The organism is Methylobacterium phyllostachyos, assembly GCF_900103445.1.
Classification (GTDB): domain Bacteria; phylum Pseudomonadota; class Alphaproteobacteria; order Rhizobiales; family Beijerinckiaceae; genus Methylobacterium; species Methylobacterium phyllostachyos.
The window spans coordinates 1-26,323 of record NZ_FNHS01000024.1 but is presented as its reverse complement, the minus strand read 5'-3'; the positions used below and the strand labels follow the sequence as shown (position 1 = coordinate 26,323).

Annotated in this window: 33 protein-coding genes; 16 read left to right on the top strand and 17 right to left on the bottom strand. The window is 67.2% G+C overall.

Annotated features, from left to right (window positions below; translation table 11 throughout):
- Positions 1-33 precede the first annotated feature (33 nt).
- Entirely contained in the window at positions 34-603 is a 570-nt protein-coding gene (locus tag BLQ49_RS26655) for a peroxiredoxin (protein ID WP_091722072.1), read from the top strand.
- 4 nt (positions 604-607) lie between these two features.
- On the opposite strand, the gene BLQ49_RS26650 is transcribed toward BLQ49_RS26655, so the two are convergent.
- From BLQ49_RS26650 to rpoZ, 3 genes are all read right to left on the bottom strand, one after another.
- On the bottom strand, positions 608-1,249 hold the full coding sequence (locus tag BLQ49_RS26650) for a LabA-like NYN domain-containing protein (protein WP_091722069.1): 642 nt from the start codon (positions 1,247-1,249) through the stop codon (positions 608-610).
- A 348-nt stretch (positions 1,250-1,597) separates the two neighbouring features.
- Positions 1,598-3,850, bottom strand: a complete 2,253-nt coding sequence (locus BLQ49_RS26645) for a RelA/SpoT family protein (RefSeq protein WP_091722066.1) — start codon at positions 3,848-3,850, stop codon at positions 1,598-1,600.
- Between the two features lie 202 nt (positions 3,851-4,052).
- Positions 4,053-4,463: a DNA-directed RNA polymerase subunit omega gene (gene rpoZ / locus BLQ49_RS26640; protein ID WP_007559067.1), complete on the bottom strand. Its 411-nt coding sequence runs from the start codon at positions 4,461-4,463 to the stop codon at positions 4,053-4,055.
- A gap of 237 nt (positions 4,464-4,700) precedes the next feature.
- Here rpoZ and fabD point away from each other — a divergent pair, with 237 nt between their 5' ends.
- The 6 genes from fabD (at position 4,701) to BLQ49_RS29290 (ending at position 10,280) form a co-directional block, all read left to right on the top strand.
- A complete protein-coding gene (gene fabD / locus BLQ49_RS26635; RefSeq protein ID WP_091722063.1) occupies positions 4,701-5,633 on the top strand; it encodes an ACP S-malonyltransferase in 933 nt (310 codons plus the stop codon).
- A 130-nt stretch (positions 5,634-5,763) separates the two neighbouring features.
- Positions 5,764-6,501: a 3-oxoacyl-[acyl-carrier-protein] reductase gene (gene fabG / locus BLQ49_RS26630; RefSeq protein WP_091722060.1), complete on the top strand. Its 738-nt coding sequence runs from the start codon at positions 5,764-5,766 to the stop codon at positions 6,499-6,501.
- Positions 6,502-6,834: 333 nt separating this feature from the next.
- Complete coding sequence (locus tag BLQ49_RS26625) at positions 6,835-7,074, top strand: acyl carrier protein (RefSeq protein ID WP_007559070.1); 240 nt, start codon at positions 6,835-6,837, stop codon at positions 7,072-7,074.
- Between the two features lie 161 nt (positions 7,075-7,235).
- Entirely contained in the window at positions 7,236-8,495 is a 1,260-nt protein-coding gene (fabF, locus tag BLQ49_RS26620) for a beta-ketoacyl-ACP synthase II (RefSeq protein ID WP_091722058.1), read from the top strand.
- A 228-nt stretch (positions 8,496-8,723) separates the two neighbouring features.
- Complete coding sequence (locus BLQ49_RS29295; protein ID WP_143012335.1) at positions 8,724-9,290, top strand: hypothetical protein; 567 nt, start codon at positions 8,724-8,726, stop codon at positions 9,288-9,290.
- A gap of 72 nt (positions 9,291-9,362) precedes the next feature.
- Positions 9,363-10,280, top strand: coding sequence for a hypothetical protein (locus BLQ49_RS29290; protein WP_143012334.1), 918 nt, complete (start codon positions 9,363-9,365; stop codon positions 10,278-10,280).
- 9 nt (positions 10,281-10,289) lie between these two features.
- Here BLQ49_RS29290 and BLQ49_RS26615 read toward each other — a convergent pair whose 3' ends face one another.
- The 4 genes from BLQ49_RS26615 to BLQ49_RS26600 form a co-directional block, all read right to left on the bottom strand.
- Complete coding sequence (locus BLQ49_RS26615; RefSeq protein ID WP_091722055.1) at positions 10,290-11,000, bottom strand: YidB family protein; 711 nt, start codon at positions 10,998-11,000, stop codon at positions 10,290-10,292.
- 321 nt (positions 11,001-11,321) lie between these two features.
- Positions 11,322-11,519, bottom strand: a complete 198-nt coding sequence (locus tag BLQ49_RS26610; RefSeq protein ID WP_091722052.1) for a hypothetical protein — start codon at positions 11,517-11,519, stop codon at positions 11,322-11,324.
- A gap of 80 nt (positions 11,520-11,599) precedes the next feature.
- Positions 11,600-11,866, bottom strand: a complete 267-nt coding sequence (locus BLQ49_RS26605; RefSeq protein ID WP_425284035.1) for a hypothetical protein — start codon at positions 11,864-11,866, stop codon at positions 11,600-11,602.
- Positions 11,867-11,936: 70 nt separating this feature from the next.
- Positions 11,937-13,931 carry a BON domain-containing protein gene (locus tag BLQ49_RS26600; protein WP_091722047.1) on the bottom strand — a complete coding sequence of 665 codons (1,995 nt, stop codon included), beginning with the start codon at positions 13,929-13,931 and terminating at the stop codon, positions 11,937-11,939.
- Positions 13,932-14,084: 153 nt separating this feature from the next.
- On the opposite strand from BLQ49_RS26600, the gene BLQ49_RS26595 reads away from it, so the two are divergent.
- Both BLQ49_RS26595 and BLQ49_RS26590 read left to right on the top strand, forming a co-directional pair.
- Entirely contained in the window at positions 14,085-15,104 is a 1,020-nt protein-coding gene (locus tag BLQ49_RS26595) for a hypothetical protein (RefSeq protein ID WP_091722045.1), read from the top strand.
- Positions 15,105-15,187: 83 nt separating this feature from the next.
- Entirely contained in the window at positions 15,188-15,436 is a 249-nt protein-coding gene (locus tag BLQ49_RS26590; protein WP_091722042.1) for a hypothetical protein, read from the top strand.
- A gap of 518 nt (positions 15,437-15,954) precedes the next feature.
- Here BLQ49_RS26590 and BLQ49_RS26580 read toward each other — a convergent pair.
- Positions 15,955-16,182 carry a hypothetical protein gene (locus BLQ49_RS26580; protein WP_091722037.1) on the bottom strand — a complete coding sequence of 76 codons (228 nt, stop codon included), beginning with the start codon at positions 16,180-16,182 and terminating at the stop codon, positions 15,955-15,957.
- A gap of 410 nt (positions 16,183-16,592) precedes the next feature.
- On the opposite strand from BLQ49_RS26580, the gene BLQ49_RS26575 reads away from it, so the two are divergent.
- Positions 16,593-16,847: a hypothetical protein gene (locus tag BLQ49_RS26575; RefSeq protein ID WP_091722034.1), complete on the top strand. Its 255-nt coding sequence runs from the start codon at positions 16,593-16,595 to the stop codon at positions 16,845-16,847.
- Between the two features lie 879 nt (positions 16,848-17,726).
- Here the strand turns inward: BLQ49_RS26575 and BLQ49_RS26565 are convergent.
- Complete coding sequence (locus tag BLQ49_RS26565) at positions 17,727-17,918, bottom strand: hypothetical protein (RefSeq protein ID WP_143012333.1); 192 nt, start codon at positions 17,916-17,918, stop codon at positions 17,727-17,729.
- Between the two features lie 125 nt (positions 17,919-18,043).
- Between BLQ49_RS26565 and BLQ49_RS26560 the strand changes: the two genes are divergently transcribed.
- Positions 18,044-18,235, top strand: coding sequence for a hypothetical protein (locus tag BLQ49_RS26560; protein WP_091722025.1), 192 nt, complete (start codon positions 18,044-18,046; stop codon positions 18,233-18,235).
- Positions 18,236-18,289: 54 nt separating this feature from the next.
- Here BLQ49_RS26560 and BLQ49_RS26555 read toward each other — a convergent pair whose 3' ends face one another.
- The 6 genes from BLQ49_RS26555 to BLQ49_RS26530 form a co-directional block, all read right to left on the bottom strand.
- Positions 18,290-18,496 (bottom strand): hypothetical protein, encoded by a 207-nt coding sequence (locus BLQ49_RS26555; RefSeq protein WP_091722022.1) that lies wholly within the window; start codon positions 18,494-18,496, stop codon positions 18,290-18,292.
- 401 nt (positions 18,497-18,897) lie between these two features.
- A complete protein-coding gene (locus tag BLQ49_RS26550; protein WP_244507773.1) occupies positions 18,898-19,218 on the bottom strand; it encodes a PilZ domain-containing protein in 321 nt (106 codons plus the stop codon).
- Positions 19,219-19,388: 170 nt separating this feature from the next.
- Positions 19,389-19,571 carry a hypothetical protein gene (locus BLQ49_RS26545; protein ID WP_091722016.1) on the bottom strand — a complete coding sequence of 61 codons (183 nt, stop codon included), beginning with the start codon at positions 19,569-19,571 and terminating at the stop codon, positions 19,389-19,391.
- Positions 19,572-19,833: 262 nt separating this feature from the next.
- A complete protein-coding gene (locus tag BLQ49_RS26540; RefSeq protein ID WP_244507772.1) occupies positions 19,834-20,214 on the bottom strand; it encodes a hypothetical protein in 381 nt (126 codons plus the stop codon).
- Positions 20,215-20,332: 118 nt separating this feature from the next.
- Entirely contained in the window at positions 20,333-20,608 is a 276-nt protein-coding gene (locus BLQ49_RS26535) for a hypothetical protein (RefSeq protein WP_091722011.1), read from the bottom strand.
- A 250-nt stretch (positions 20,609-20,858) separates the two neighbouring features.
- The gene (locus tag BLQ49_RS26530; protein WP_091722008.1) at positions 20,859-21,326 is read right to left on the bottom strand and encodes a Ros/MucR family transcriptional regulator; all 468 of its coding nucleotides are present in this window, start codon (positions 21,324-21,326) and stop codon (positions 20,859-20,861) included.
- Between the two features lie 347 nt (positions 21,327-21,673).
- Between BLQ49_RS26530 and BLQ49_RS26525 the strand changes: the two genes are divergently transcribed.
- From BLQ49_RS26525 to BLQ49_RS26505, 5 genes are all read left to right on the top strand, one after another.
- The gene (locus tag BLQ49_RS26525; protein WP_425284034.1) at positions 21,674-21,874 is read left to right on the top strand and encodes a hypothetical protein; all 201 of its coding nucleotides are present in this window, start codon (positions 21,674-21,676) and stop codon (positions 21,872-21,874) included.
- Between the two features lie 34 nt (positions 21,875-21,908).
- The gene (locus BLQ49_RS26520; protein WP_091722002.1) at positions 21,909-22,094 is read left to right on the top strand and encodes a hypothetical protein; all 186 of its coding nucleotides are present in this window, start codon (positions 21,909-21,911) and stop codon (positions 22,092-22,094) included.
- A 52-nt stretch (positions 22,095-22,146) separates the two neighbouring features.
- The gene (locus BLQ49_RS26515) at positions 22,147-22,401 is read left to right on the top strand and encodes a hypothetical protein (protein WP_091722000.1); all 255 of its coding nucleotides are present in this window, start codon (positions 22,147-22,149) and stop codon (positions 22,399-22,401) included.
- Positions 22,402-22,519: 118 nt separating this feature from the next.
- Positions 22,520-22,753 (top strand): DUF6894 family protein, encoded by a 234-nt coding sequence (locus BLQ49_RS26510; RefSeq protein WP_091721997.1) that lies wholly within the window; start codon positions 22,520-22,522, stop codon positions 22,751-22,753.
- A 72-nt stretch (positions 22,754-22,825) separates the two neighbouring features.
- Entirely contained in the window at positions 22,826-23,254 is a 429-nt protein-coding gene (locus tag BLQ49_RS26505) for a hypothetical protein (RefSeq protein WP_091721994.1), read from the top strand.
- A 15-nt stretch (positions 23,255-23,269) separates the two neighbouring features.
- Here the strand turns inward: BLQ49_RS26505 and BLQ49_RS26500 are convergent, their stop codons facing one another.
- Complete coding sequence (locus tag BLQ49_RS26500) at positions 23,270-23,563, bottom strand: hypothetical protein (RefSeq protein WP_091721992.1); 294 nt, start codon at positions 23,561-23,563, stop codon at positions 23,270-23,272.
- Between the two features lie 216 nt (positions 23,564-23,779).
- Complete coding sequence (gene thrS / locus BLQ49_RS26495; RefSeq protein ID WP_091721989.1) at positions 23,780-25,807, bottom strand: threonine--tRNA ligase; 2,028 nt, start codon at positions 25,805-25,807, stop codon at positions 23,780-23,782.
- Between the last annotated feature and the right edge of the window lie 516 nt (positions 25,808-26,323).

The following is a 26,323-nucleotide window of genomic DNA, read 5'->3' as shown; positions in this document are numbered from 1 at the left end:
GGCTAGGTTCGCCGCGTCGGAGCGGAGCGACCCATGCCATCCCATCACGATGTCCTGCCCGCCGACCTCCCTGTTCCCGCGGATGACGGTGCGGCCGATCACCTGCGCGGGATGAAGCTGCCCGACGTTGCGCTGACCGCCACCGACGGCGGTACGGTCTCGCTGGCAAAGCTCACCGGTCGCACCGTGGTCTATGCCTATCCCCGCACCGGTGAGCCGGGAAAGCCCGGTCTCACGCCCGACTGGGACGCCATCCCCGGCGCCCGGGGCTGCACCCCGCAGGCCTGCGACTTTCGCGATCACCATGCCGAGCTGAAGGCGCGCGGCGTCGCCCAGCTCTACGGCCTTTCGACCCAGACCAGCGCCTATCAGCGGGAGGCGGCCGAGCGGCTGCGCCTGCCCTTCCCGTTGCTCGCCGATCCGCACCGCGCCTTCGCGATGGCGGCGCGCCTGCCGGTCTTCCAGGCCGGCGGGCAGATGCTGCTGCGCCGTCTCACCCTGGTGATCGACGCCGGTGTGGTCAGCCACCTGTTCTACCCAGTCTTCCCGCCGGACCGGAGCGCCCGGCAGGTTCTCGACTGGCTCGACGGAACAGGCGCCTGAGGCGCTATTCCTCCTCGGCCTCCGGCTGGCGGATGCCGTAGCGGTTCTCCAGGCTCGGGCTCGGGCGGCCCTCGCCGCGGTAGCGGCTCGGGGCATCGCCGGTCGACCGGACCGGCCGCTCGCTCGGTTCACGCCCGATCCGCCCCGCGAGACTCGCCAGATCGACGAACTCGTCGGCCTGCCGCCGCAACTCGTCGGAGATCATCGACGGCTGGGTCTGGATGGTGGAGATCACCGTCACCTTGACACCGCGCCGCTGCATCGCCTCGACCAGCGAGCGGAAATCGCCGTCGCCGGAGAACAGGATCATGTGATCGATATGGGCACTGAGCTCCAGGGCGTCGATCGCCAGCTCGATGTCCATGTTGCCCTTGTACTTCCGCCGGCCCATGGAGTCGGTGAATTCCTTCACCGGCTTGGTCACGACGCGGTAGCCGTTATAGTCGAGCCAGTCGATCAACGGGCGGATCGAGGAGTATTCTTGGTCCTCGATCATGGCAGTGTAGTAGAACGCGCGGAGAAGATTCTCTCGCGATTGAAACTCTTTGAGGAGCTTTTTGTAATCGATATCGAAGCCGAGGGCTTTGGTGGTCGCGTAGAGGTTGGCCCCATCAATAAAGATAGCGCTGCGCTGTGTTGCCGTCATGAACAGTTCGAATCCTGAAAAATCCGGGGTGATCGGAAATCGTCTCTGGAAACGGCCAAGCTCCGACCGAAGCCTCTGGCTCAGGACGGATCGGCGCGATCGATCGTCGATATGCTCTGCAATCCGGGGCGAAAAGCGCGGTCGTTATCCGGTGACCGTCGCCCGGGTGTAGAACCATTCGTCCCAAATGCCTTCGTGTCAAGCAGAACGGATGGAACGTGGGCGGGAAGAACGACGCAATGGCGCAAAACGGCAGAACAGCTTTGGCTTTACGGATCTGCCCGGGTTTTGGGACAGCGGGCCCAAATTAATTCTATAAACCTGAGGTCGGTGATCTGCGCGGCCGGCTCAGCCGTTCACGCGCTCCACACTGTTGACGGCGCGCTTGCCGCGCAGCTCCGCGATGATCGCATTCAGGTGCTGGAGATCCCAGACCGACAGGTCGATGGTGATGTCGGTAAAGTCCTGCGTGCGCCGCTTCATCGAGATGTTGTCGATGTTGCCGTCGTGGTCGGCGATCACCTGGGCGATCTGAGCGAACACGCCGGGCTCATTGATCGACTTGAGCGCCAGCCGGGCCGGGAAGCGCTCGCCGCCGAGCGCTTCGGTGTCCCACCGGACATCGAGCCAGCGCTCCGGCTCGTTGTCGAAGGCGGCGAGCGCCGCGGATTGAATTGGGTAGACGGTGACGCCGACCCCCGGGGTCAGGATGCCGACGATCCGGTCGCCCGGAACCGCACCACCGTTCGGCGCGAAGGTCACCGGCAGGTCACCCGCGAGACCTCGGATCGGGATCGCGTCGCTCCGGTCCTCGGATGCGCCCTCCTTGCCCTCGGCACCCGGGAACGTCAGCCGCATCGTCTGATCGGCCGAACGCACGAGCCGGCCGGCGCCGCCGGTCGGTCCCGGCACGGCGGAGGGCCGGCGCTCGTCGCGGTGGTCCGGATAGACGGCCCGGACCACGTCGCCTGAAAACATCTCGCCCCGGCCGACGGCGGCGAACACGTCCTCGGTGCTGGCGCGCGCGAGCCGCGGCAGGGCACCCCGCAGCTTGTCCTCCGAGAAGGTCTTGGCGGCGCGTTCGAAGGCCCGGTCCAGGATCTGGCGGCCGAGGCCGGCATATTGCCGGCGTACCGCGGCCCGGGTCGCCCGCCGGATCGCCGCCCGGGCCTTGCCGGTCACCACCAGGGATTCCCAGGCGGCCGGCGGCGAGGCGCCGTCCGAGCGCATGATCTCGACCTCGTCGCCGTTGGTAAGTTCGTGCAGCAACGGCGCCATCCGGCCGTTGATCTTCGCGCCCACCGCGGTGTTGCCGACATCGGTATGGACCGCATAGGCGAAATCGATGGGTGTCGCGCCCCGCGGCAGGGCGATCAGGCGCCCCTTCGGAGTAAAGCAGAACACCTGATCCTGGAACAGCTCCAGCTTGGTGTGCTCCAGAAACTCCTCCGGGCTGTCGCCCTCGGCCAGAAGCTCGATGGTCCGACGCAGCCACTGGTAGGCGCCACTCTCGGCCGCCAGCTTCGGATGGACGCTGCCCTCGCCCTCGCGGCGGCCCAGCTCCTTGCCGAGTTCCTTGTACTGTGCGTGCGCCGCGATGCCGTATTCGGCGATGTCGTCCATGGCATGGGTGCGGATCTGCAGCTCGACGCGCTGGCTCTTCGGCCCGATCACCGTGGTGTGGATCGAGCGGTAATCGTTCTGCTTCGGGGTCGAGATGTAGTCCTTGTAGCGGCCCGGGACCATCGGCCAGCTGGTGTGGACGACGCCCAGAGCCGCGTAGCACTCCTGCACCGTATCGACGACCACCCGGAAGCCGAAGATATCGGAAAGCTGCTCGAAGGCGACCGACTTGCGCTCCATCTTCGACCAGATCGAGAACGGCCGCTTCTGCCGGCCGCTGACCTCGGCGGTAATCCCTTGGGCACCGAGCTTCTCGGTGAGCACCTGCGCGATGGTCTCGACCACGCTCTCGGATTTCGCGGTGAGCCGCGCCAGCCGCTGCGTGATGGTGGCGTAGACCTCCGGCTCGATGTTGCGGAAGGCCAGATCCTCCAGCTCCTCGCGCAGCTCCTGCATGCCCATCCGGCCGGCGAGCGGCGCGTAGATGTCCAGCGTTTCCTGCGCGATGCGGTGGCGTTTGTCCTCCCGCATGTGCTGGAGGGTGCGCATGTTGTGCAGGCGGTCGGCGAGCTTGACCAGGAGCACGCGGACATCCGCCGCGATCGCGAGCAGCAGCTTGCGGAAGTTCTCGCCCTGGGCGGCCTGCTTCGAGACGAGGTCGAGCCGCTTGAGCTTGGTCAGGCCGTCGACCAGCGCGCCGATCTCCGGCCCGAACAGCCGGCGGATCTCCTCCAGCGTCGCCTCGGTGTCCTCCACGGTGTCGTGCAGGACGGCGGCCACGATGGTGGCGTCGTCGAGGTGGAGGTCGGTGAGGATCGCGGCGACTTCGAGCGGGTGCGCGAAGAACGGATCACCCGAGGCGCGCTTCTGCGTGCCGTGCGCCTGCATGGCGTACACGTAGGCGCGGTTGAGCAGCGCCTCGTCGGCGGTCGGGTTGTAGCGCTTGACCCGCTCGACCAGCTCGTACTGGCGCATCATCCGCCGGGACGGGGCCGGCTCCGGGGTGGGACGCGGGGTCGGGGTCACGCCCGATTGTTCTGCAACCGTCGTCCCGGCGCCAGTCCCCGACGGCGGGGACGCAGCGTGTGTCGCCGGGACGGGCTCGGAACGAGAGAACCCGGCGTCTCCGCCGGGCCCGGTCGTGGTCAGGTCGTGCGCGTCCAGGCCCACTGTGTCCGGCTCACTCGCCCTCGTCGTCGGTCTCGACCGGCGGGGCGAGGTTTTCGAGGCCTCGCAGCAGGTCTTCCTCGCTCATGCGGTCGAACTGGACCGCCGAATCGTCGCTGGAGGATTGCGGCGCCACCGCGGCGGCGGCCGGCGAGCTCGACAGCAGCGGCACGGTCTCGGCCTCGGGCTCGTCCACCTCGACGTATTTCTGCATCGAGTGGATCAGCTGCTCCTTGAGGTCGTCGGCGGTGATCGTCTCGTCGCCGATCTCGCGCAGGGCCACGACGGGGTTCTTGTCGCGGTCGCGGTCGATGGTGAGGGGGGCGCCGGCGGCCAGCAGGCGGGCGCGGTGGCTCGCCAGCAGGACGAGTTCGAACCGGTTCTCGACCTTCTCGATGCAGTCTTCGACGGTGACGCGCGCCATGCGGGGCGGCTCCTTGGGCTTGAGCGACGGGTGATGTCGGGTATGAGCCCACCCTACACCGGATGCCGTTGTGCAACAAGCACAGCGGCTTGCGTGGGGCGCACGATGGTTTGCCCGGCCGCTGCATGGTGCGGCGCATTGTTGACACCTGCGGCAACGGGTGCCAGTCCGCCCGCCATTCCACAGGTTCAGCCGACACGGGCGGCGTTCGCGCGCCGCGGAGCGATCAAGACCGATATGCGCGCACTCATCTTCCCCGGCCAGGGCAGCCAGGCGGTCGGCATGGCGCGGGACCTCGCGGCGGCCTTCCCGCAGGCGAAGGCCGTGCTCGACGAGGTCGATGCCGCGCTCGGCCAGAACCTGTCGCGCCTGATGTTCGAGGGGCCGGTCGAGGAGTTGACCCTCACCACCAACGCCCAGCCGGCCCTGATGGCGGCGAGCCTCGCGGTGCTGCGGGTGCTGGAGGCCGAACGCGGCCTGGACCTGACCCGCGACATCGCCTGCGTGGCCGGCCATTCGCTCGGCGAGTACGCGGCGCTCGCCGCCGCCGGCAGCCTCAGCATTGCCGATGCCGCGAAGCTCCTGCGCCTGCGCGGCGCGGCCATGCAGGAGGCGGTGGCGCCCGGTGCCGGAGCGATGGCGGCGTTGATCGGCACCGATCTCGAAACGGCCCGGTCCCTGGCCGAGGAGGCCGGCGGCGGCGCGGTCTGCGATGTCGCCAACGATAATGGCGGCGGGCAGGTGGTGCTCTCGGGAGACCGGCCGGCCGTGGAGCGGGCCGTCGGGCTCGCCACCGGCCGTGGGATCAAGCGGGCCGTGATGCTCAATGTCTCCGCGCCGTTCCATTGTCGACTGATGGCCCCGGCCGCCGACGCCATGGCCCAGGCGCTCGCCGCGGTGACGCTGAACGCCCCGCGGGTCACCCTCTACGCCAACGTGACGGCCGCGCCGGTCGCCGAGCCGGAGGCGATCCGCAAGGCCCTGGTCGAGCAGGTCACCGGCACGGTGCGCTGGCGCGAGAGCGTCGCCGCGATGGCGGAAGCGGGCGTCGACCGGTTCTACGAACTGGGCGCCGGCAAGGTGCTCACCGGGCTGGTCAAGCGCATCGCCCCCCAAGCCACCGCCACCGCGATCGGCACGCCCACCGACGTCGCCGCCTTCGCGCTGTAACGGGTTTCCAAAGGGCAAGCCCTTTGGCGGGGTGTCGGGGCGGAGCCCTGACGGATCTTCGCAGGGCTCCGCCCTGCACCCGCAAAAGGCCTCGGCCTTTTGAAACCGGACCCTTTTAGAGGAGCCCCGCATGTTCGATCTCACCGGCCGCAAGGCCCTCGTCACCGGCGCCACCGGCGGCCTCGGGCAGGCGATCGCCCGGGCGTTGCACGCGCAGGGCGCCACCGTCGCCCTCTCGGGCACCCGGCAGGCGAACCTGGAGGCGCTGGCGGCCGAACTCGGCGAGCGGGCGAGCCCGGTGGTCGCCGACCTCTCCGACAAGGATTCGGTCGAGGGCCTCGTCCCGGCTGCCGAGGCGGCGATCGGCCCCCTCGACATCCTCGTGAACAATGCCGGCATCACCCGGGACAACCTGTTCATGCGGATGAAGGACGAGGAATGGGAGCAGGTGCTCTCGGTCAACCTCACCGCCGCCTTCCGCCTGTCGCGGGCCGCCGTGAAGGGCATGATGCGCCGCCGCTTCGGGCGGATCGTCAATATCGGCTCGGTGGTGGGCTCGACCGGCAATCCCGGCCAGGGCAACTACGCCGCCGCCAAGGCCGGCCTCGTCGGCCTGACCAAGGCGCTCGCCGCCGAGGTCGCCTCCCGGGGAATCACCGTCAACTGCATCGCCCCGGGCTTCATCACCTCGCCGATGACCGACGCGCTCAACGAGAAGCAGCGCGAGGGCATCCTGACCCGGGTCCCGGCCGGGCGACTCGGCGAGGGCGCGGAGGTGGCCGCCGCCTGCCTCTACCTCGCCTCCGCGGAGGCCGGCTACGTCACCGGCCACACGCTGCACGTGAACGGCGGCATGGCGATGTACTAAGGCCGTTATACTGGTCGAGGCGGCGCCCGGATTGGCGCGAATCAAGTGCTCCGGCACGCAAACGACACACCCGTGAAGGGTTTCTGAACGGCCCCTCGCCAGGGCGGGAGCCCTGTGCTACCAACCCCCCGCAGCCGCGCAGGGGGTTGACGGTTCAGCGGGTTTTCAGTCCAAGGGCCTCCCGGTGGGGGCATCTCGGTGCACCTTGCCGGTTCACCGTCAGAAGCACGCGCAATCGGACACCGGCCGCTCAACAAGCCCGCAAGGGCGCGACGCGGTCAACGCACCACCCCGAGAAGACTGACAGACTTAAAGGACGAGGACGGAAGACCGATGAGCGATATCGCTGAGCGCGTGAAGAAGATCGTCGTCGAGCACCTGGGCGTCGAGCCCGAGAAGGTGGTCGAGAGCGCCAACTTCATCGACGACCTCGGTGCCGACAGCCTCGACACGGTCGAGCTGGTGATGGCCTTCGAGGAGGAGTTCAACGTCGAGATCCCGGACGACGCGGCCGAGACCATCCAGACGGTCGGCGACGCCGTGAAGTTCCTGGAGAAGAACTCCGCCGCCTGATCGCGCCGGGATTTTTCGAGTCACGCGGCGCGGGTGAGGCGGAACAGCCCCCGCGCCGTTATGCGTTTGAAGGCTCGGAGCCGGGACCGAACCCGCCTCCGGCCGTTATACACGATGCGCTCCGGCGGACCGGGCGCGCTTTCCAAGACGGGACGAGTGCGATGCGGCGGGTGGTGGTCACGGGTCTGGGGATGGTCACGCCGCTGGGCAGCGGGGTGGCGCACACCTGGAGCCGGCTGATCGCGGGCGACAGCGGCGCCGGCCCGATCCGCGGCTTCGAATCCGCCGACCTGCCCTGCCGGATCGCCGCGCAGGTCCCGTTCGGCGACGGCACCAACGGCACCTTCAACCCCGACGCGGTGATGGAGCCCAAGGAGCAGCGCAAGGTCGATCCATTCATCGTCTACGCGATGGCGGCGGCCGACGAGGCGCTGAAGGATGCCAATTGGCTTCCGAAGAGCCACGAGGACCAGTGCGCCACCGGCGTGCTGATCGGCTCCGGCATCGGCGGCATCGGCGGCATCTACGACGCCTCCGTGACCCTGCACGAGAAGGGGCCGCGCCGGATCTCGCCGTTCTTCATCCCGGGCCGGATCATCAACCTCGCCTCCGGCCAGGTCTCGATTGCCTACGGCCTCAAGGGCCCGAACAACGCCGTGGTGACGGCCTGCTCCACGGGCGCCCACGCCATCGGCGACGCGAGCCGCCTGATCGCGCTCGGCGACGCCGACGTGATGGTGGCGGGCGGCGCCGAGTCGCCGGTGAACCGCCTCTCGATCGCGGGTTTTTCCGCCTGCCGGGCGCTGACCACGGGCTTCAACGACACGCCGGAAAAGGCCTCCCGCCCCTACGACCGCGACCGCGACGGCTTCCTCATGGGCGAGGGCGCCGGCATCGTGGTGCTGGAGGAGTACGAGCACGCCAAGGCCCGCGGCGCGAAGATCTACGCCGAGGTGGTGGGCTACGGCCTCTCGGGCGACGCCTACCACATCACCTCCCCCTCGCCGGACGGCGACGGCGCCTTCCGCTGTATGAGCGCGGCGGTGAAGCGGGCCGGGATCTCGCCCGCCGAAATCGGCTACATCAACGCCCACGGCACCTCGACGCCCATGGGCGACGAGCTGGAGCTGAAGGCCGTGGAGCGCCTCCTGGGCGACGCCGCCGCGCACGCCACCATGTCGTCCACCAAGAGCTCGGTCGGCCACCTGCTGGGCGCCGCCGGCTCGGTCGAGGCGATCTTTTCGATCCTCGTCCTGCGCGACAACGTCATCCCGCCGACGCTCAACCTCGACAACCCCTCGGTCGACACCAAGATCGATCTGGTGCCGTTCGAGGCGAAGCGGAAGCAGGTGGATGTCGTGCTGTCGAATTCTTTCGGATTCGGTGGGACGAATGCCAGCTTGGTGATGCGGCGGGTATAATGAACTCGGAAATCCCGCTATGCGAAGACCGTCTCAATTGACGTATCAGATGTAGGTCATATCGAAATATATGTTTTGATCGAAAAGCGGGCTAAGTTTATCTAGTAAATACTCCTGTGTCTTAACACGTGCGTTCCAGCCAGATTTGGCAACCTAGGGTTCGAAAATAACAGAATTTTAATGCATTTCAGCTAATTGCAGCTCGGTATTCGTTGTCGAGCAGCAATCATGCCTAGCGCCATGAATTTTCCTAAGCTGATTTTCAGTTTTACGTTGAATCGTAAAACTGACAGATATTCATATTACTATTATCCATCAGTAAGCGCTCAGGCACTCGAAGCTGAGGCGACTAATGAAAGTAAATCAAGTACTTTCAAAAGTGTATTGGATGATTTTGTTAATGAAGTTACGACCGCCTCAAACATGTATCTATTTCTATACGAACTGAATAACGGCTATCGGAGGCATATAGTAGGATCTAAGCTTATACCGGCCGTTCAAGAGAAAGGTAAGAAAATTGACGCTGTAGAAAATTATGAAGAATCTTATGAGCTGGACGCTCGGTTTTCTGCTGACCATAAGTTTCTATTTTCTCAGGTTGCGCAGTCAAATCGGACGAGAGATGCTCTTGGACCTATGATACTGCTAAATATAACAGCTAGATATGACGTTTTGATTTCGGGACTGCTTCGGATATACTTTCAGACGTATCCTGGCCTGCTCGATAAGTCTGAAAAAAATTTTTCTCTTACAGAGTTAAAAAGGATAGGCTCAATTGAAGAGGCGGAAAAATAAATAATCGATAGAGAGATCGATTCGATTATGCATGCCTCGCATAGAGATCAAATCGACTGGATTTCGAATCGCTTGAAAGTGAAGGTGCTAGATTTCACAAGAGAGATGCCGACATTTTGCGAAATTTTCGAGAGGCGAAACCTTTGTGCACACACAGATTTAGTTGTGAGCAAGAGATATATTACAAATTGTTTGAAGTACGGCCTCAAAGAGGATGAGATTCAAAAGATAGACAAGAAGATCAATGTTGACCCAAAATATCTCAGTGAAACAACAGCAATTATAGTTGAGTATGGTATCATCATATCTCATATCATATGGCGGGCAATTTTCAAGTCTGATGAAGAGCAAATTGCTGCTGCGGATAAGCTGCTGTTGGCGCATGCTGCTATGATCAGCAGAAGTGGAAGGCACGAGTTGGCCGAGCGACTTTTATTTTTAGGCTATTGTAAATTCAAACCGTCGAGTGATTTGCTCAAGCGTGAAATGATTATTGGCAGGGCAAAAGCCCTTATCATGCTAGACAAATTAGACGATGCGCAAAAGATTATAAATGAACATGATTGGACTTCTTCAAACACAAGAATGCGCATCTACAGACAGGCCATTCTTGGTGAGGAAGCTGGGATTGAAGACCTGATTAAAATCTCAAAAATGGAAAACAGCATTACCCTTGATGAGTACGCTTCTTCTCCAGCGTTCTCAAATCTGTCCCTTAGTCCAACATTCTCAAGCATGCTTCGAAGTGTCTTTGGTGCGGCAGATCAAGCAGGCGCAGACTTGAAGAGCATATTTCATAATATGTATCCTGACGGAGATAACAATCCAGCTGGCAAGGCGGCAGTGAAGCAAAAATTACCTACTAATGGCCGCAGTAGTAAGATTGATATAGACGCTGAAGCTATAGTAGATGCGTCCAATAAAATTATGGAGGCTAAGCTGAAAGTAACGGCGAGGAGGTCAAGAAAGAGTTCTGGAAACAAGGGGTAACTACTCTGTTCACCACCCCCGCCGCTCATCCTCCCCCGGCACCCGCCCCTGCGGCGTGAGCGCGTGCACCACCTCCGGCAGCGCCTGGGCCAACTGAGAAAGAAGCGTCTCGCGGTCCATCCCGGTCTGCTGCTGGAGGGTGTCCACCGTGTCGGGGCCGAGCGCCCGGGCGAGCTGGTCCGGGGCCACCGGGCGGTTGGCGCCGTGGCCGATCCAGGACTCGATCACGTCGCCGAGGCCGCCCTGGCGGAAGCGGTCCACCAGCCCGTCGAGGCCGCCGAGATCCCCCTGCCCCGCCGGGGCGGCGCGGCTCGGAGCCGGGGCGTCGCCGGGGCCGTCGAGCATGCCGGACAGGTCCGAGAAATCGCCGGGCGGCAGGGACGGGTCGACGGTGCCCTCCGGGCCGCTGTCGCGGCGGCCGCCATACTGGTCCCAGCCGCCAATATCGCCGGTCTCGTCGGGCCGGCGCCCGCCGGCATCGGCGGGGTGCTGGCCGGGATCGCGGCTATAGGGTCCGGCGCCGCCGGAGCGGTCGGCCTCGGGGCCGGGCTCGCCCTGGCGTCCGCGCCCGAAGATGTCGCCGAAGCCGCCGCTCGCGCCCTTGGCGAGCAGCAGCATCAGCAGGGCCTTCACCAGGGGCGACATCCCGCCGGCGCCGCCCTTCTGACCGCCGAACACCTGTCCAAGCACGCCGCCGATCGCCGATTCGAGCAGTCCCATGCGCCCCTCCCCGGTGCCCGAAGCGGGCCCGGGCGAACAACCGCTTGAGGACGGGGTCGGTTGCCTCGCGGGGGCGGTGGTCCGTCGCTTCATTGGACAGGCACGCGCGCCCCGCGTCTCCCCCTCCCCCCCTCTGCGGGGGAGGGTGGCCCCCGAAGGGGGTCGGGAGAGGGGAGCGACGGTGTAGAATCCGGGCTACGGCCGTCATGAAGCCCGCGCCTCTTCCTGAACCCGGGTTCCCCTCTCCCGACCCCTGCTGACGCAGGGGCCACCCTCCCCCGCAAAGGGGGGAGGGAGACGCGCGGGGAAGGGCGGCCTCTTTTAGCGGGCCGGGCTGGTCAGCGCCGCCTGGGCGGTACCGTGGGCGGTGGTGGCGTCGGCGGGCTCGGCCAGCGGCACCGTGGCGGCGGCCAGCGCCAGTCCGGTCAGGAACAGGCCGGTGGCGGCGGCGCCCGCCCGGGGGCGCGGCAGGCGGAGGGCGGCGCGCGCCGGGCGCGCTCGTCGGTCGGTCATCGACATGGTGGCCTCGTCGAACGGGGTGGGCCTCGGGCCCGTATGAGGAGGCAACGCCGGCCGGGGGCGGGACGGTTCCCGGAGGCTCAGCGCCGGGCGACGAGGTGGCGTCCGAGGGCGCCGAGGGCGCAGCCCGCGATGTAGGGCGGCAGGATCAGGGCCGCCCCCTCCAGCCAGAGCCCGGCCAGGCCGGGCACGATCGCGGCGAGCGCTGCCGCTGCCAGGAGGCCGGCGGCCACGAACAGGCCGAGCGGCACGGCATAGCGGTTCGGCCAGCCCGCGAGCGCCCCGACGACGAGGCCGAGCGCTCCCGCCCCGGCGAGCCCGGGCCAGAATCCGGCAAGCAGCAGCATCACGGCCGTGCAGTCTCCAAACGGATGCGGCGCCCCAGCGCATCGGGGCGCGCGGCGGATCGAGGGGGCCTCACGGCAGCAGCGCGAAGGTGACGGGGCCGGCGGGCGCATCCGGGCCGGTGCTCACCTGATCCGGCCGGGCGCCGGCCTGGAGCAGATACTCCACCACGGCCTGGGTGCGCAGCCGGGGCAGGTCCTGCGGCGGCTCCTCGGCGGCCGCCTCGGGTTTTTTGGGGGCCGGCTTGCCGCGCTTGGGGGCGTCCTTCTTGGCGGCGTCCTTAGGATCGGCCTTGGCCTCCGCCTTGTCGTGCTTGCCGCTCGCCTTCGCATCCGGCTTGCCGGTCGCCTCCGCCTTGGCCGCACTGGCGACGCGGGTCGCCTCGGCCTCGGACGGCGCGGCCGGATGGGCACCCTCCCCCGGGCCGGCGGCCGGTGTCGGCGCGGCCTTCGCGGGATCGGCGGGGCCCGAGACGGCGATGCGCAGGCTCGGGCAGGCCTTGGCCAGGGCCGCCAGGGCGTCGAGGGTCGGGTAGAAGGCCGGCCCCGGCACGGCGCTGCCTGCCGGGAAGCGCAGATCCGCCCCCGCGGTCACGGCGGCGAAATCGGCCCGGCAGGTCGCCGGGTCGCGCCGTTCGGCCGGCTGCCGGGCCGAGACCGCGGCCTGTCCGGTCCAGCCGGGGGGCAGCGCCTCGGCGAGCCGGTCGGGGGCGCGGGCGGCGACCTCGCGGTAGAGGCTCTCGCCGGTGAGCGTCAGCGTCCGGTCGGACACGCTGGCCTCACCCGTAGCGAGACCCGCCACCAGCGGCGCCGCGGCGGCGAGCGCCGCCCCGAGATCGGGCGGCGCGCCATCGGCAAGACGCGTCCGGTCGAGGATTGGCTCGCGGAACAGGCGGGGCCTGAGCGCATCGAGCACCCGCTCCCGGGTGGCCACGTCCGGCACATGCCCGGTGAGCGTCACCGCCTCCGGCGTCCGGCGGATCGCCACCCGGTAGGGGGAGAGCGGCCGCGCCGTCAGCGAGATCCGCCCGGCTGCGACGCCGGCGGGCCGGGCCTCGCGCATCAGCGCCTCGGCGTCGGGCATCGCCTGCCCGTCCATGGCATCGCCGCTGATGGAGACCGCGCCGTCCGCGAAGGTGACGCGGCCCGTCTGGATCAGCGCGGCCAGCCGGAACGCGAAGGCGATCAGGGTTTTCGGATCGATCGCCGGATCGAGCCCCCGGGCGGTTACGAGCCGGTCGTCGACGGTCGCGCTGGCAGTCTCCTGTGCGGCCTCCTGGGCGGCGCGCCGGGCCACCTCCCGGTCGGCCGCGGAGGGGACGAAGCCGTCGAGCACGATTCCGCCCGCGTCCTTCTCGACGGTGAAGCGGTATTGCGCCACCCGCGGCGGCAGGATCTCGACGCGGCCGATGCTGAACCCCGCCGGCGGTTCCGACAGGACGGCCCGCAGCGCCTCGTAGGCTGGCACGTCGACGGCCTCGCCCGAGAGGTTGAGCACGGTGTCGCTGAGCGCGGCCCGCCCGCCCGCCGCCAGCCCGGAGAGCCGCGCCGCCAGGAAGGCCGCCGCGCTCGGAAAATCCGGCGGCGCCCCCCGGGCGGCCCGGGCGGTGTCGTCGAGGCTGGTGCCGGGGGCGAGCGCCCCGGTGACCCGGGCCTCCAGGGCCCGCCGACCGATCTCCGCCGGACGGCTGCCCTCCAGGGCGACCCGGCCCGGTCCCACGCGGATCGCCGCCCACCGGAACGGTGTCGCGGTCTCGACCAGCCCGATACCCGAGACGATGCGCCGGGGCCCGTCCAGCGCGGCGAGGCGGGACAGGACGGCCGCCCGCGCCTCCGCATCCGGCGCCTCGCCGTCCACCATGAGGTCGCGGCCCCGGGCCTCCAGCCGCAGCCAGGGCTCGCCGGTCTCGGTGGCCGTGCCGGCCGCCACGTCTGCGGCCTCAGCCTCAAGCCGGCCGGCGATCTGTGGGGCGGCGTAAAGCGTCGCGCTCACCCCGATCAGCGCGAGCGCCGGCAGTCCGGCGAGCCAGCCGGCGCGGCGCAAGCCTCGGGCGAAGGAATCGGACAAGGGTACGATCGTGCGTTGGGCGGATCCCGGAACGGAGACGACACCGTCTTTCCGGCAGCATGAAGGCCGTCCGCCCGGGCCGCGGCGGCGCGCCGCCGGAACAGGCCGGATTCGCGCCGGTTGGGCTTGAGATCCGGTTTTCGAGAGTTCGTCATGCGCGCCACGCTCGCCGCCCTCTTGCTGGTGTCCGCCGCCCCGGCCACGGCCCAGAGCCTGTCGGCCACCGCGACGGCACCCGCCGCGGCCTCGCTGGAGCCCACGACGGCGATCGCCAATCCCGGGCAGCTCAGCCTCGGCGGCGGCTCCACGACCGGACCGTTTCCAACCCTGTCGGCTCAGACCGGCGGGCTCCTGAATGCCGGCCAGCTCAGCCTGAGCGGTGGCGGCGGCGGCGGCGGTACGATCGGAGCGCCCAGCAGCGCGCTGCCCGGTGCCGGTCAGCTCGGCCTCTCGTCGAGCACCGGAATCACCGGCGGCGCTGGGGTCACCGGAACCCGCGGCACGACCGGTGCCACCAGCACGTTGGGCAGTTCGGGAACGAGCCTGGGTTCAGCGTCGACCTTGGCGCTCGGTTCGCTGTCGACAGGCGCACTCGCGACGGGTCTCGGAGTGACGGGTCTCGGAGTGACGGGTCTCGGAGTGACGGGCCTTGGGAGCGGCACGTCATTCACGACGGGGACGACGAGCCTGAGCACAAGCCTGAGCGCGACACGGACCTCCGCGTTCGGCGCACCGACATTCGGCACTTCCGACTTGGGGATCGCCAGCGGGTCGGGCGCCACCACGAGCCTGGGCTCGACCGGGGCCACCACATCGTCGGTCTCGGGCGCAAGCGGGACCGCGAACGCCGCGGACGCGGCCGCCCTCGTGACTGCATCCTCCGGTCTCGCGGCGTTCGGCACCGGCGGAGGCGGTGTCGCGAATGCCGTCTCGGTCGCGATCACGTCCGGCGCGGCGGGACCGGTCTCGGGCGGCGCCGGGATCGAGACCGCCTCGGGTACGGTGGCGGGCCGGGATCTCGCCCTCGTCCAGGCGGCAAGTACGGCCCAGGCCGGCGGGGGCGCGCCCGGTGGCGCCGGCATCGGAGGAGCGGCTGCCAGCCCGGGCCGCATCAACGACCTCTGTAGCGGCCCCCTCGCCGAGGCCTGCCTGGGCGGAGCCGGCGCATACTGACGGGCCGGGCCCCGGAACCGAGGATCCAACGCCGCTGTTCATTTCACGCCGGCATCTTGGCCGGAACGGGACAGGAGACAGAGATGACCGTCATTCTGAGCCGCGTTACGGTCGCGGCTGCTGTCGTTCTGGGTCTGTCGAGCATGGCCCTGGCGCGCGAGGCGGGGCCCCAGCATCGCGGGGCGGGTAAGGCCACGGGCCTCCACGGGATCGGCTTCAACGAGCCGAGTTTCGGAGCCGCGGTGCGGACCGGTAAGAACCAGCCTTATACGTGGCCCGTGAGCGATCGCTATCGGCCGATCTCGCAGCCATATTACGGCCGGGCATACTGAAGCAGTCCCCGCTGAAGCGGAGACCGGTTTGGCCCGGAGCGCGCGTCATCACGCGTGTCCGTGGCCGGACCACAACGCGAGCAGGCCTGCCAAGGCCGCTCAATCGGCGCCCTGGCGTTCATAGGCGCCGGTTCCCACCGAACACCAGGACCGGGGAAGGCGTGATGGTTGCGCGAAGCCGGCTCATCCTCGGATTCCTGATCTTCGCAGCTCCGGCTTCGGCTCGGGCGGGAGAGTTTGCTCAAGTGCCGCCCACGCCCGGTATGGCCCTCACGCTACCGGCACCTGGCATGGCGAACAGCGAGATGGCGGAACGGTCTACGTCGGCCGCGGGACCGGCTCCGCCACAGAACGATCCCCTCGAAGGCCGACGCAACCTCAGCATGCCCGGCAGCGGGTTCCCCTCCGTTGCCGGCCGGCTTCCGAACCAGCGGACCGGGTCCCGGCACCAGCACGTGGTGCATGACATCTGCATCGGCTGCTGAGCGCGAATTCCTCCCCCGCAGCGGCCGATTCTTCTATTGCAGCGGGCCGGTCAGGGAATTGGCCCGAATCCAGCGCGGCGAGAGGATGTCGCCCGCCTCAGTGATGATCCAGGGCTGCGCATCCTCGGTCTCGATTGCCTGAGCGGCGACGGCGAGCGCTTCCCGAAGGGTCGCGAACGGACGTCCCTGTGCCGACCGGCCGGGTGCGCGCTTGGGCCAGACAGTCAGCTCGGCGCGTTTGTCGAGATCGGCAGACGTCATGCTGTCGCTCCGGGTGCTTCGCGATCCGTATGCTCAGTAGCGCCTCCGTGTGACGCGGATCTTGCGAACCTGTTGCTGATTCGCGTTGCGACCATCACGTCGGCGCGATGGGCTGCTTTGAACTCCTTGAACTCGCAATTGGGACACCAAATAAAATTATATTTCAGGCCGATTCAATTTTCGTTTGAGGTCGAAGGGGATGAAGTTTATTTCATCTGCATCAAATGCATGGCACGACAGTGTATGCTTGTGTGTCCATCCTCTGATCTCTTTACCACACTTGCAGAACAATGCCGAATCTGCGATATGGTGCATTGCATCACAGGCATACCGCAGTGCACAAAAGCGTGGTTTCGTAGGGCGTCGGTCGCTCACCGCGATCCGATTTGCGATCGAAACGGAGACGCACCATGCGCACGATCTTCATTCACGCGTCGGCCGCGCTCATCTCGGCCGCTGCCTTGACCGGCCCTGCCGCGGCCGACGAGCGCCTGCACCTGACGCCGCCGCTCTATCGGGAGCAGGCCTGGACGGCCCAGCAGGCCCGGCGGCTCGAAACACCGACAACCACGCCGCTTCCGGTCCCCCCGGCAATCGGTTCTGCGCAATCCGCTTCGATGGCCAGACGATCCTTCACGCAAGCCTCCGCTGAGACGGTGCGCTGAGGATCCCAGGCCAGGGCAGGCTGCCGAGTCGCCCAGCCGCGCGCTGCGCCGCTCAGACGATGCGCAGTGCGCGGGCGGCCGCTTCCGGCGGGACGCCGCGTCGGATCAATCGCCGTGTCCGGTCCCGCTGATCCGACGTGGCACTCAGGATTAGCCCCATCGTCCGGTATCCATCGACACACAGATCCAGCCACGCGTATTGCGCTGCCGTCACCAAGAGGACAGCCAGTTCAGCCTGACGGAGACTCAACCGCAGGCTCTCGTCGGCCAGACGGCCCACGTCTCCATCGATCATTCCCGATCCCCCATGAGACCGGCGACGTTTGACGCGTCGCCGGATCAAGTCCGCAATGCGGTCAAGGCGCGATCTGCTCGACCGCCTTCGAGACCGCCGATGGCCCACCGCACCGCGGCACGCGTCTGTTTGGCGCCTCGCTGACGGGCGCTTTGGGTGAGTTTGCACAGACCCTGTGCTGGGGCGTGCATGGCGGCGAACCACTCGCGCACGAACTGTGCCTGGCTATGTTGCTTCGGGGGTCGAGTGTGTCACCGTGAGTTACTATGCGAGGTCCAGGGGGCGCGGACATTTTGCTCGGCGTGATCCACGCACCGGGTGAGCCAGGCTCGTGTGCTGGTGGAGGTCAGATCCATCGACCTGTGCAAAGGGTCCGTCGTGCGACGCACCGGTCCGATGACGCTTGGGAAAGCTCTGCGCGCCTGTTCCAGCCTGCTTTTGGCGAAGTCACGCACCCATGGTGGGGCCTCTAAGCTTGGAATGTCGGCCATGCTCGGTCTCCTCAAGACCGCCCGATCGAACGCGGCTGACGTCGTTATGCGTCGCACAAGTGGCCGCGTTCAGACGTCACGGGAGCGTGACGGTCAGATCTCCGTCTCTCGCCGAATGACGGCGTCCTCGTCGGTGCCCTTCTGTGACAAGCCGACATCCGGCTCCTCACCGGTCATCGGCAGAGGCCGGTTCGAGGTATCGTGCTCAAGATCGGTATCCCCGACCGGATCCGGATCGGCCGATCCAGGCCGGTTCGGTGGCAGGGTCTCACGGGCGTTCGTCATCCGGAGGCTCCCCATCTCCAGATAACGCGAAGCGGCCCGTTCGGGTCCCTGACCCTCTCACCCCCCCCGGGGGGCAGGATCGGGCCTGCGGCCCTATATGGTGTCGAGCGAGTGAGGAGAGTGTTGTGTTCACCGTCAAGGGGATCGACCCGTCCGGGCGTGTCATGAGCTTCGCCTGCGGGACTGACGAGCAGGCTATGGAGAAGACTTGGGAACTGGCCCGGCGGGGCTTCCGCGAGATCACGGTCGTCGATCCAAAGGGCAAGGAGACGACGGCCGCCGCCTTCGAACGGTCCCTGAATATCGACTGGGATTGAGGATGACCCCGCACGCAGCCAGATCGGCAGGCGGGATCGTGGAGGATATGCCCGTTAATGCAACTCATAGCAGTTCGTGACGACACGCGGGTTGCGCGTCACGTCGTATAGAACCGAGCATTGGACGAGGTGGGATCGGTCCTGCTTGCGGAACAAGATCAGGGAGGAGCGATTGTCGAAGGTCCCGGTATAACCGGCGATTTCCCAGCCGTCCGCGCGCAGCCGCTCGATGCTGAGGGGTTGTTCGGCGGCCGCGGCCATCGAGATCCAAGGCGAACCGACCGCAAGTACCCAGAAGCACCTGAGCAGAATTCCACGCGTGATTTTGCATCGAGCGCGGCGATCCGGACCGCGCGGCGGGAGCGTCACAGGCCCGGGACGTCGTCAATATCGGGTGCCGGTCCCCCGCGCGGCGGGGCCGGATCATCCTCCGGTGCCGGGGGCAGGCGCGGGGGTGGCATCTCCCCTGTATTCGGCGGCATCGGCAGACCCTGGGGCAGGTCTGGATCGGACGCCTCATCGGCGTTGCGTGTTCGTGGATCCGACATGGCCCGTCCCTCCGCGCCGCATCGTCTCGATGCCGGCACCTGATGGAAATGATCAACCCGCCCGAAGGTGCCGCTTGGCGTCACCGGACGGCGCTGCGTCTGCGGGCGGCCGGATCAAGCGACCGTCTGGACGCGTCGCAATCCGGACTGGGCTGGTCGCGGCAATTCGGTCGTCTCGGTGGACGCTCCGATCTCCTCCAGTTTCCGCCAGACCGCCCGGCAGATGAGGATCTCGTTGCTCGCCTTGAGACTCAACACAAAGCGATCCGGGACGATCTCCGCCTCCGGAAGGGTGATGCGGACGCCGCCCATGGATCGATCGTAAACCACGCAGGGCACGCTGCGATGCTCGTCGACCGAGATGCTGCCGGTCTCATTCAGGAGCGTACGTGGAGAGCTGCGCCGTTCGAACATCGCTGCCTCGTGGGAACTCATGGCGCGAGGATCGGCGATGCGCCTTCAAACAGCGTTCGTGGAAAACATCAAATTGTCTGTACCCCCGATCTTCATCGTAGTCTGTCGCTGGCATGGGCACGGACGATGCCGGCGGGCCGGACAGACCGATCGCGCGTGGTGTGCGGTCGTCCGGCATGGGGAGCGAGCACCTACTCGGTGATCACCTCGACGAGGGTGGTCAGGAAGCCGAGGGCGACGGCACCGATTCCGCCCATGAACACCACGTCCCACCCAGCGAACTCTTTCGAGCGCGGCGCTCGGAGGAAGGCGAAGAGCGTGAGGGCGGCGCCGAACACGACGAGGGCGACAGCGAGATAGATCACTCGGGACATGGCGTTTTCTCCTCCGCCGATCCCACGGCCCTTCAGGGCTCTTGTCCGGATGATCGAGACCGGCGTGATCTGTTTAGAGTCATCCGCCGTCAAAACATGACAGACGATGGCACACCGAACAAGAAGATAATCGGTTCTGCATTGCAGAACCAAGCGGCGGCGCGCAGCGAATATCTGACTTTCACCGAAGTCGCACTTCGGGCCGGACGACGGGGATGCGGCGTCCGCCGCGTCACCTCGGATTGAGCGGTCCCGCGTAAGATCAATCCACGAAGACCCGGATACCGTCCGTATTGAGGATGTCGCGCTGGTCGGCGCACCATTGGTCGGCGCCTACCGTCGCGATTGTGTCGGCCACACGCCGGCCCTCCGTCGCGATGGTAGCCTCGGCCCGATGGTGGCCCATAGCAGCCTCGAGGGCGCGACGGGCTGTTCGAGACAGGCCGTCCGAGACCGCGTCATCCACCGAGTAGAACTTGCGGCAATACAGCACGATGCCGGCCTGTGCGCCGACGATCCGCGCAAGCCCGTCGAGTGTCTCGGTCCGCCCGGTTGCCGCAGGCTCCTCTGCGGACACGGACCCGCCGGGCAGCAAGGCTGCAGAGAGTAGGGCTGCGAGCAGGACGGGTTTCAAGGCAGGCACTCCTCGGGCGGTCCGGAACCGGGCCACGATCTGGAACGGTGCTGCACCCCGGCCGGTGCCGGGTGGGAATGGACCGCGCCGATCCGTCGCCGCGCGGCGTAAATTCGAAAGCAGCCGCTTACTTCCGCGCCGCCATCAGGTCATGGGCCAATACGGTCAGCTTGCCGATCAGGCTGCTGATGTCGCCACTCTTGCACGACCACTGCGTTCCGATCGCCTCGCCGTCCGCCGAGACCGAGACAACGGCCACTGAGCGCAACCGGCCTTCGCGGGCGAGCGCCAGCTGGTCCTGCAACACGGCAATGATCGATGCGGTGTCCTCGTCGGCCACGGTCGGGGCGATGGAGGCCGGAAAGGGCACGACCGAACTCGTCTTCGTCCGCTCTCGCTTCATCTTGTAGGATCCCTCGATAGGCGTTCTCGGGATCCGACGTGCGCAGCCGCTTTGTGCAGAGTGTGGCAGCTTGTCCGTGTCGAGCAACGTCGCGGACAGATGTGGCGTTGCGGCAACGGTCACGGGCGCCCCGGCCAATCGCTGCAGGACACCCACATCGCAATCGTTGCGGGTATGACCAAATGGTCGGGCCCCGCCTCGGAACCGACGAAACGGTCCTCGACGGGGCGTCCCCTGAACGCGTTCGCCCTCAGGCCGCCCGACGGCTCTTCCGTTCACGCTCGGCCATGGCGCCGGGCTGGCCCAGCCCGATTGCCTTGGCCAGCGCGGAGCGCTGCTCGGCATAGGCCGGGGCGACCATCGGGTAATCGGCCGGCAGGCCGTAGCGGTCCCGGTAGGCCCGCGGGTCGAGCCCATGGCTTGTCAGGTGGCGCTTGAGCGTCTTGTAGGTCTTGCCGTCGATGAAGCTGACGATCCCGTCTGGCCGGACCGACTTGCGGATTTGCGCGGCGCTCGGCCGGTCGATCTCGGCGGGCGCGGCCGTGCCGGTCTCTGCCGTCAGGGTGCCCGAGACGAGTCCGGCAATCGCTCCGTGGACCCGCGCGATCAGCGCCGGAAGCTCCGCGGCCGGAACCGGATTGTTCGACACATAGGCGGCGACAATGTCTCCAGCCAACTCGATGAAGTTGGGAGCCGGAGCGGTGGTTTCTTCTGTCACTTTAAGATTCCTAGTGTGCCCCTCTCAAGTGATTTGCTACTTCTGACCGCTGAATGCAAGTTACAAAATTGTTCCTGAGCCAGCATCCCACGCATGATTGGCATGCCTGCCGTGGGTCACGGATGGGTATTTTCGGCAATCGTCGCCGAGACCTTGCAGGTCCAGCCCATCTGGTGCCATCGACTGTGGGAGTGTTTTCCGGGTGCGAAACATTCGGGCAATGGACCTAGAGTGTCGGAAGGCCCGGGGTGGGTGGGCTTGAAGTATCGATATGGCCAGGCGGCGAGGCGCGGCGACGCTTCCGTGGTGACGCGGCGGCCGCGGCGTGGCATGGCGCAGCCATGCTCATGCCGGCTCTCATCCTCGCCCTCCTGGTCGTCCTGGTGATGATGCTCGTTCTGCGGCGATGGACCGGTCGGCTGGCCTCGCTCGCGACCCTGATCGCGGGGGCGATCATGGCACTTTGGCTGGCCGAGGCCGGGTTGCTTCCGGGCTCGAAGGGACCGCTGACGGCCGACCGGCCCCTCGTCCCCGGACTCGACCGATAACGGTTCGGTAAGGCCAGCCCGGCCAGCATGGCGCATGCCCACGCTCTCCGCCCCGCGTCTCCTGACGTTTCTTGTCTCCGTCGCGCTGATCGGTGTCGCTATCGCCAGCCTGTACACGCGCATCCCCATGGTCGGACGCACCGTGGTGGCGCACCGGCAATGGTTCTTCATCGGCGCCTATATTCTGCTGGCGCTCGGGGTCACCACGCGCAGCCTGTGAGGCGCAAGCCTGCCGCCTCGGTCACGACAACCGACCGCCCCGTGGGAATATCATGGCGCTGAAGACCACCTTCGTGGTGCAACCCTTCGAAATGCATCGCAATCGCCTGCGCCCGGCGCGGCAGGAGCCGGCACAGAGCGAGTTTGGTGCCCTCAAGAAGGCCGAGGCGCTCGCCGCCCGCTTGCCCGGCGCGGCGGCCCTGAAGGTCGTCGCCGATGACGAGACCGGTGAACTGGAAGGTGTGACCATCCTCGGCCAGTTCGGCAGCATCCCGGACGACTTCGCCGAGAGTTTGCTCGGCGGCTGACAGGCGACGGCTTTTCCCCGTGCGACATGCGCGACCTCGGTTTTTCATCGATCCGAAACTACGTAGAAACAACCGAGATTGATTCTTCCGGGCCAATGCGCTCGCTGAGCCCAGATCCGTGCCCCGCTATTTCATCGACCTTCATGACGGCACCAACCTCGTTCGCGATAACGAAGGCTTTGACCTCCCCGATCTGGCCGCGGCCCGCGAACAGGCGGCCCGGATGATGATCCGCGTGGCCCAGGGCCTGTCGGATCCCCGGGAGCGGCAGGACTATGTCATCGCCGTGCGCGATGCGCAGGGCGTGGTGCGCCTGCGCCTGCGCCTCTCCTACGATATCGAGCTCGGCTGACGGCCCATGGCCGGGATAGCACCGCCGCTCGTTCGCGTTGACACGAGACCGGAGCGGGCAGGAGGAGAATGGATGAGACGGATGGCTGGTGCGGTCGGATCCCTCGCCGCGGCGCTCGCGCTGCTCTGTGCCGTCGGCTCGGAGGCGCGTGCGCAGACGGCGCCGCCGCCTCCGCCGAGCTCCGCGACGGCGACGCCGGACAACGCCGTCCTGCTGACGGTCTTCCTACGCCACGACCAGTCGCGACCCCTGGCCGAGCTGAACGCGCAGCTCGCCAAGCAGGGCTTCTACAAGGCCTTCCCGCCCCCCGGGATCGAGGTGGTCTCGTGGAACGTCGTGATGGGAATCGGGCAGGTCATCACGCTGCGGCTGCCTGCCGCCCGGCTCCGGGAGGTCAACCGCGTCCTCGAGGACACCGCCTGGGGTGCCTACCGCACCGAGTTCTACCCGACCTACGATTACAAGGCAGTCGGCCTCGCGGAGCATGACAAGGCCCGCTGATCGCCGGCGACGGGCTCAGCGCTGGCCGCTGTCGCTGTTGCGCTGTTTGCAGCGCCAGCCAGCCCAGCAGGACGGCACGTCGGCCGACGGCTCGTAGGCCGGGGCGCCCGTCTCGTCCTGTTGGCACGACCCGGAATCCAGGTGGACGGTCTCGTAGGCCGTCTCGCTCCGCGCCAGGATCACGGTGCGATCCCGGGCGACGCGGGCCCGCAGGGCGGCGCAAGTCAGGGTGCGCGTGTCGATCCGCTCCTGCGCGGCGGCACCTGTCGCGAGGGCGCTCAGGACGAGGGCACAGGCGAGGCGGGTCATGGTTCCCTCCGGATGTTTCCGGTTGAATACCGCAATCCGGTGTCGCGGATGTGTCCGGATGTCTGCGGCGGGTCGCCAGATCGTCGCGGAGAGCGATGTCAAAGATCGCCGTGGGAAAATGGGAATCTCGGGTCCCGTGCCTCCCCTCCCCTCGCAGAGGGGGAGGAGAGCGCGTCGATAGGGCGGACGCCAAAACCGGCCCGCGAGGCTGCCCCGTCAGGGGGCGTCCTGCACCGCGTGGTGCCCGTCGAGGACCGTGTCGCTCGTCGGGACCGCCTCGGCCACGGCTTCGGCCCGGCGGATGTCCGGGGCGGTCGCCTCCGCGACGAAGGCCGCCACCGCCTCGGTCAGCGGCAGCGTGCGGGTCTGCTGGCTGCCGAGCCGCCGGATCGAGACCGTCCGCTCCTCCGCCTCGCGCTTGCCGAGCGCCAGCAGCACCGGCACCTTGGCCAGCGAGTGCTCCCGGACCTTGTAGTTGATCTTCTCGTTGCGCAGATCCGCCTCGACACGCAGGCCGGCGCGCTCGAGGGTGCGGATGACATCCCGGGCGTAGGCGTCGGCCTCGCCGGTGATCGTCGCCACCACCACCTGGACCGGCGCCAGCCAGAGCGGGAAGTGCCCGGCGAAATGCTCGATCAGGATGCCGGTGAAGCGCTCCATCGAGCCGCAGATCGCCCGGTGGACCATGACGGGCGGCTTCCTTGCGCCGTCGGCGTCGATGTAGAAGGCGCCGAACCGCTCGGGCAGGTTGAAGTCGACCTGCGTGGTGCCGCATTGCCAGTCGCGGCCGATCGCGTCGCGCAGCACGTACTCGAATTTGGGCCCGTAGAACGCGCCCTCCCCCGGGTTCACCGCGGTCTTGATCCGGCCGGCCGACTGCTCCTCGATCTGCGCCAGCACCCGGGTCATCACCTCCTCGGCGTGGTCCCAGAGCGCGTCGGAGCCGACCCGCTTCTCGGGCCGGGTCGAGAGTTTTACGACGATCTGGTCGAAGCCGAAATCCGCGTAGGTCGAGAGGATCAGGTCGTTGATCTTCAGGCACTCGTCGGCGAGCTGGTCCTCGGTGCAGAACACGTGAGCGTCGTCCTGCGTGAAGCCGCGCACGCGCATCAGCCCGTGCATGGCGCCGGACGGCTCGTAGCGGTGGACGACACCGAATTCGGCCATGCGCAGGGGCAGGTCGCGGTAGGATTTCAGCCCGTGCTTGAAGATCTGCACGTGGCCCGGGCAGTTCATCGGCTTGAGGGCGAACCAGCGCTTGTCCTCGGCCTCCTCGCCCGCCGATTGCGCGGCGAACATATTCTCCCGGTACCAGCCCCAGTGGCCGGAGGTCTCCCAGAGGGCCTTGTCGAGGATCTGCGGCGCATTCACCTCGGCGTAGTCGCCGCGCAGGCGCCGACGCATGTAGGCGATCAGCTCCTGGAAGATCGTCCAGCCCTTGGCGTGCCAGAAGACGACGCCCGGCCCCTCCTCCTGAAAGTGGAACAGGTCCATCTCGCGGCCAAGCCGGCGGTGGTCCCGGCGCTCGGCCTCCTCCAGCCGGTGCAGGTAGCCGTCGAGATCGGCCTGCGCCGCCCAGGCGGTGCCGTAGATGCGGGTCAGCATCGGGTTATTCGAATCACCACGCCAATAGGCGCCCGCCACCTTCATCAGCTTGAAGGCGGATCCGACCTTGCCGGTCGAGGTCATGTGCGGGCCGCGGCACAGGTCGAACCAGTCGCCCTGGCGGTAGATCTTCAGATCCTCCCCCGGCGGGATCGCGTCGACCAGCTCGACCTTGAATTTTTCGTCCTTGTCGGCGAACAGCGCGCGCACATCCTCGCGCTTCCAGACTTCCTTGGTGAAGGGGGCGTCACGCGCAATGATCTCGCGCATCTTCGCCTCGATCTTCGGGAAATCCTCCGGCGTGAACGGGGTCTCGCGGTAGAAGTCGTAATAGAAACCGTTCTCGATCACCGGGCCGATCGTGACCTGGGTCTCCGGCCAGAGCGATTGCACCGCCTCGGCGAGCACGTGCGCGCAATCGTGCCGGATCAGCTCCAGGCTGCGCGGATCGGTGCGGTCCAGGAACTCGATCCGGGCGTCGCGCTCGATCGGATCGTCGAGGTCGGCGACCGTGCCGTCGAGCGCCATGGCGACGGTGCGCTTGGCCAGCGACTTGGCGATGCCCTCGACCACGGCGCGGCCGGTGGTGCCGGCGGCGATCTCCCGGGTGTTGCCGTCGGGGAAGGTGAGAATCGGCATGGATCAAGCGTCTCCGGGCTCAGTCCTGCATACGGGGCAGGTAAGCGGTTTCGGGGGAGCGGCCGTGTAGACCGATTTTTTCGGGGAGGGAACAACGGTGCGGCGCATCTGCCCGCATCCCTGACCCGTCTGGCCTGCCCCAGCCTGTCCTCAAGCTGCGCATCATCGTCCCCGCGCGCTTCTGGCGCCGGGGGCATGGCTGAGGAACAACACGCGGGACGCGGGACGCCGCGGGAACCCAGGTGTCGGCCAGATACGCGCGGGATCCGATCCCCGCGGCGCCCGCGGCATCGCGCGGGCATGGTCCCCGCCCGGTGCCGTCTTTCTCGTCGCGGTGTCTCCGGCGATCCCGGTCCTGCGCCGCGCTGTCTGACGGTCTCGGACGCGGTAGCACCGCCGGAACCCGCACAGCCTCGTGGCCTTCCAGCCGTCCCCCGCCTCGTAGTGGACGGGTCCGCAGGATCCTCAGGTTCGGCCCAGAAGCGGGTCGGCGCGGGGGCATTTCCGCACCCCGCC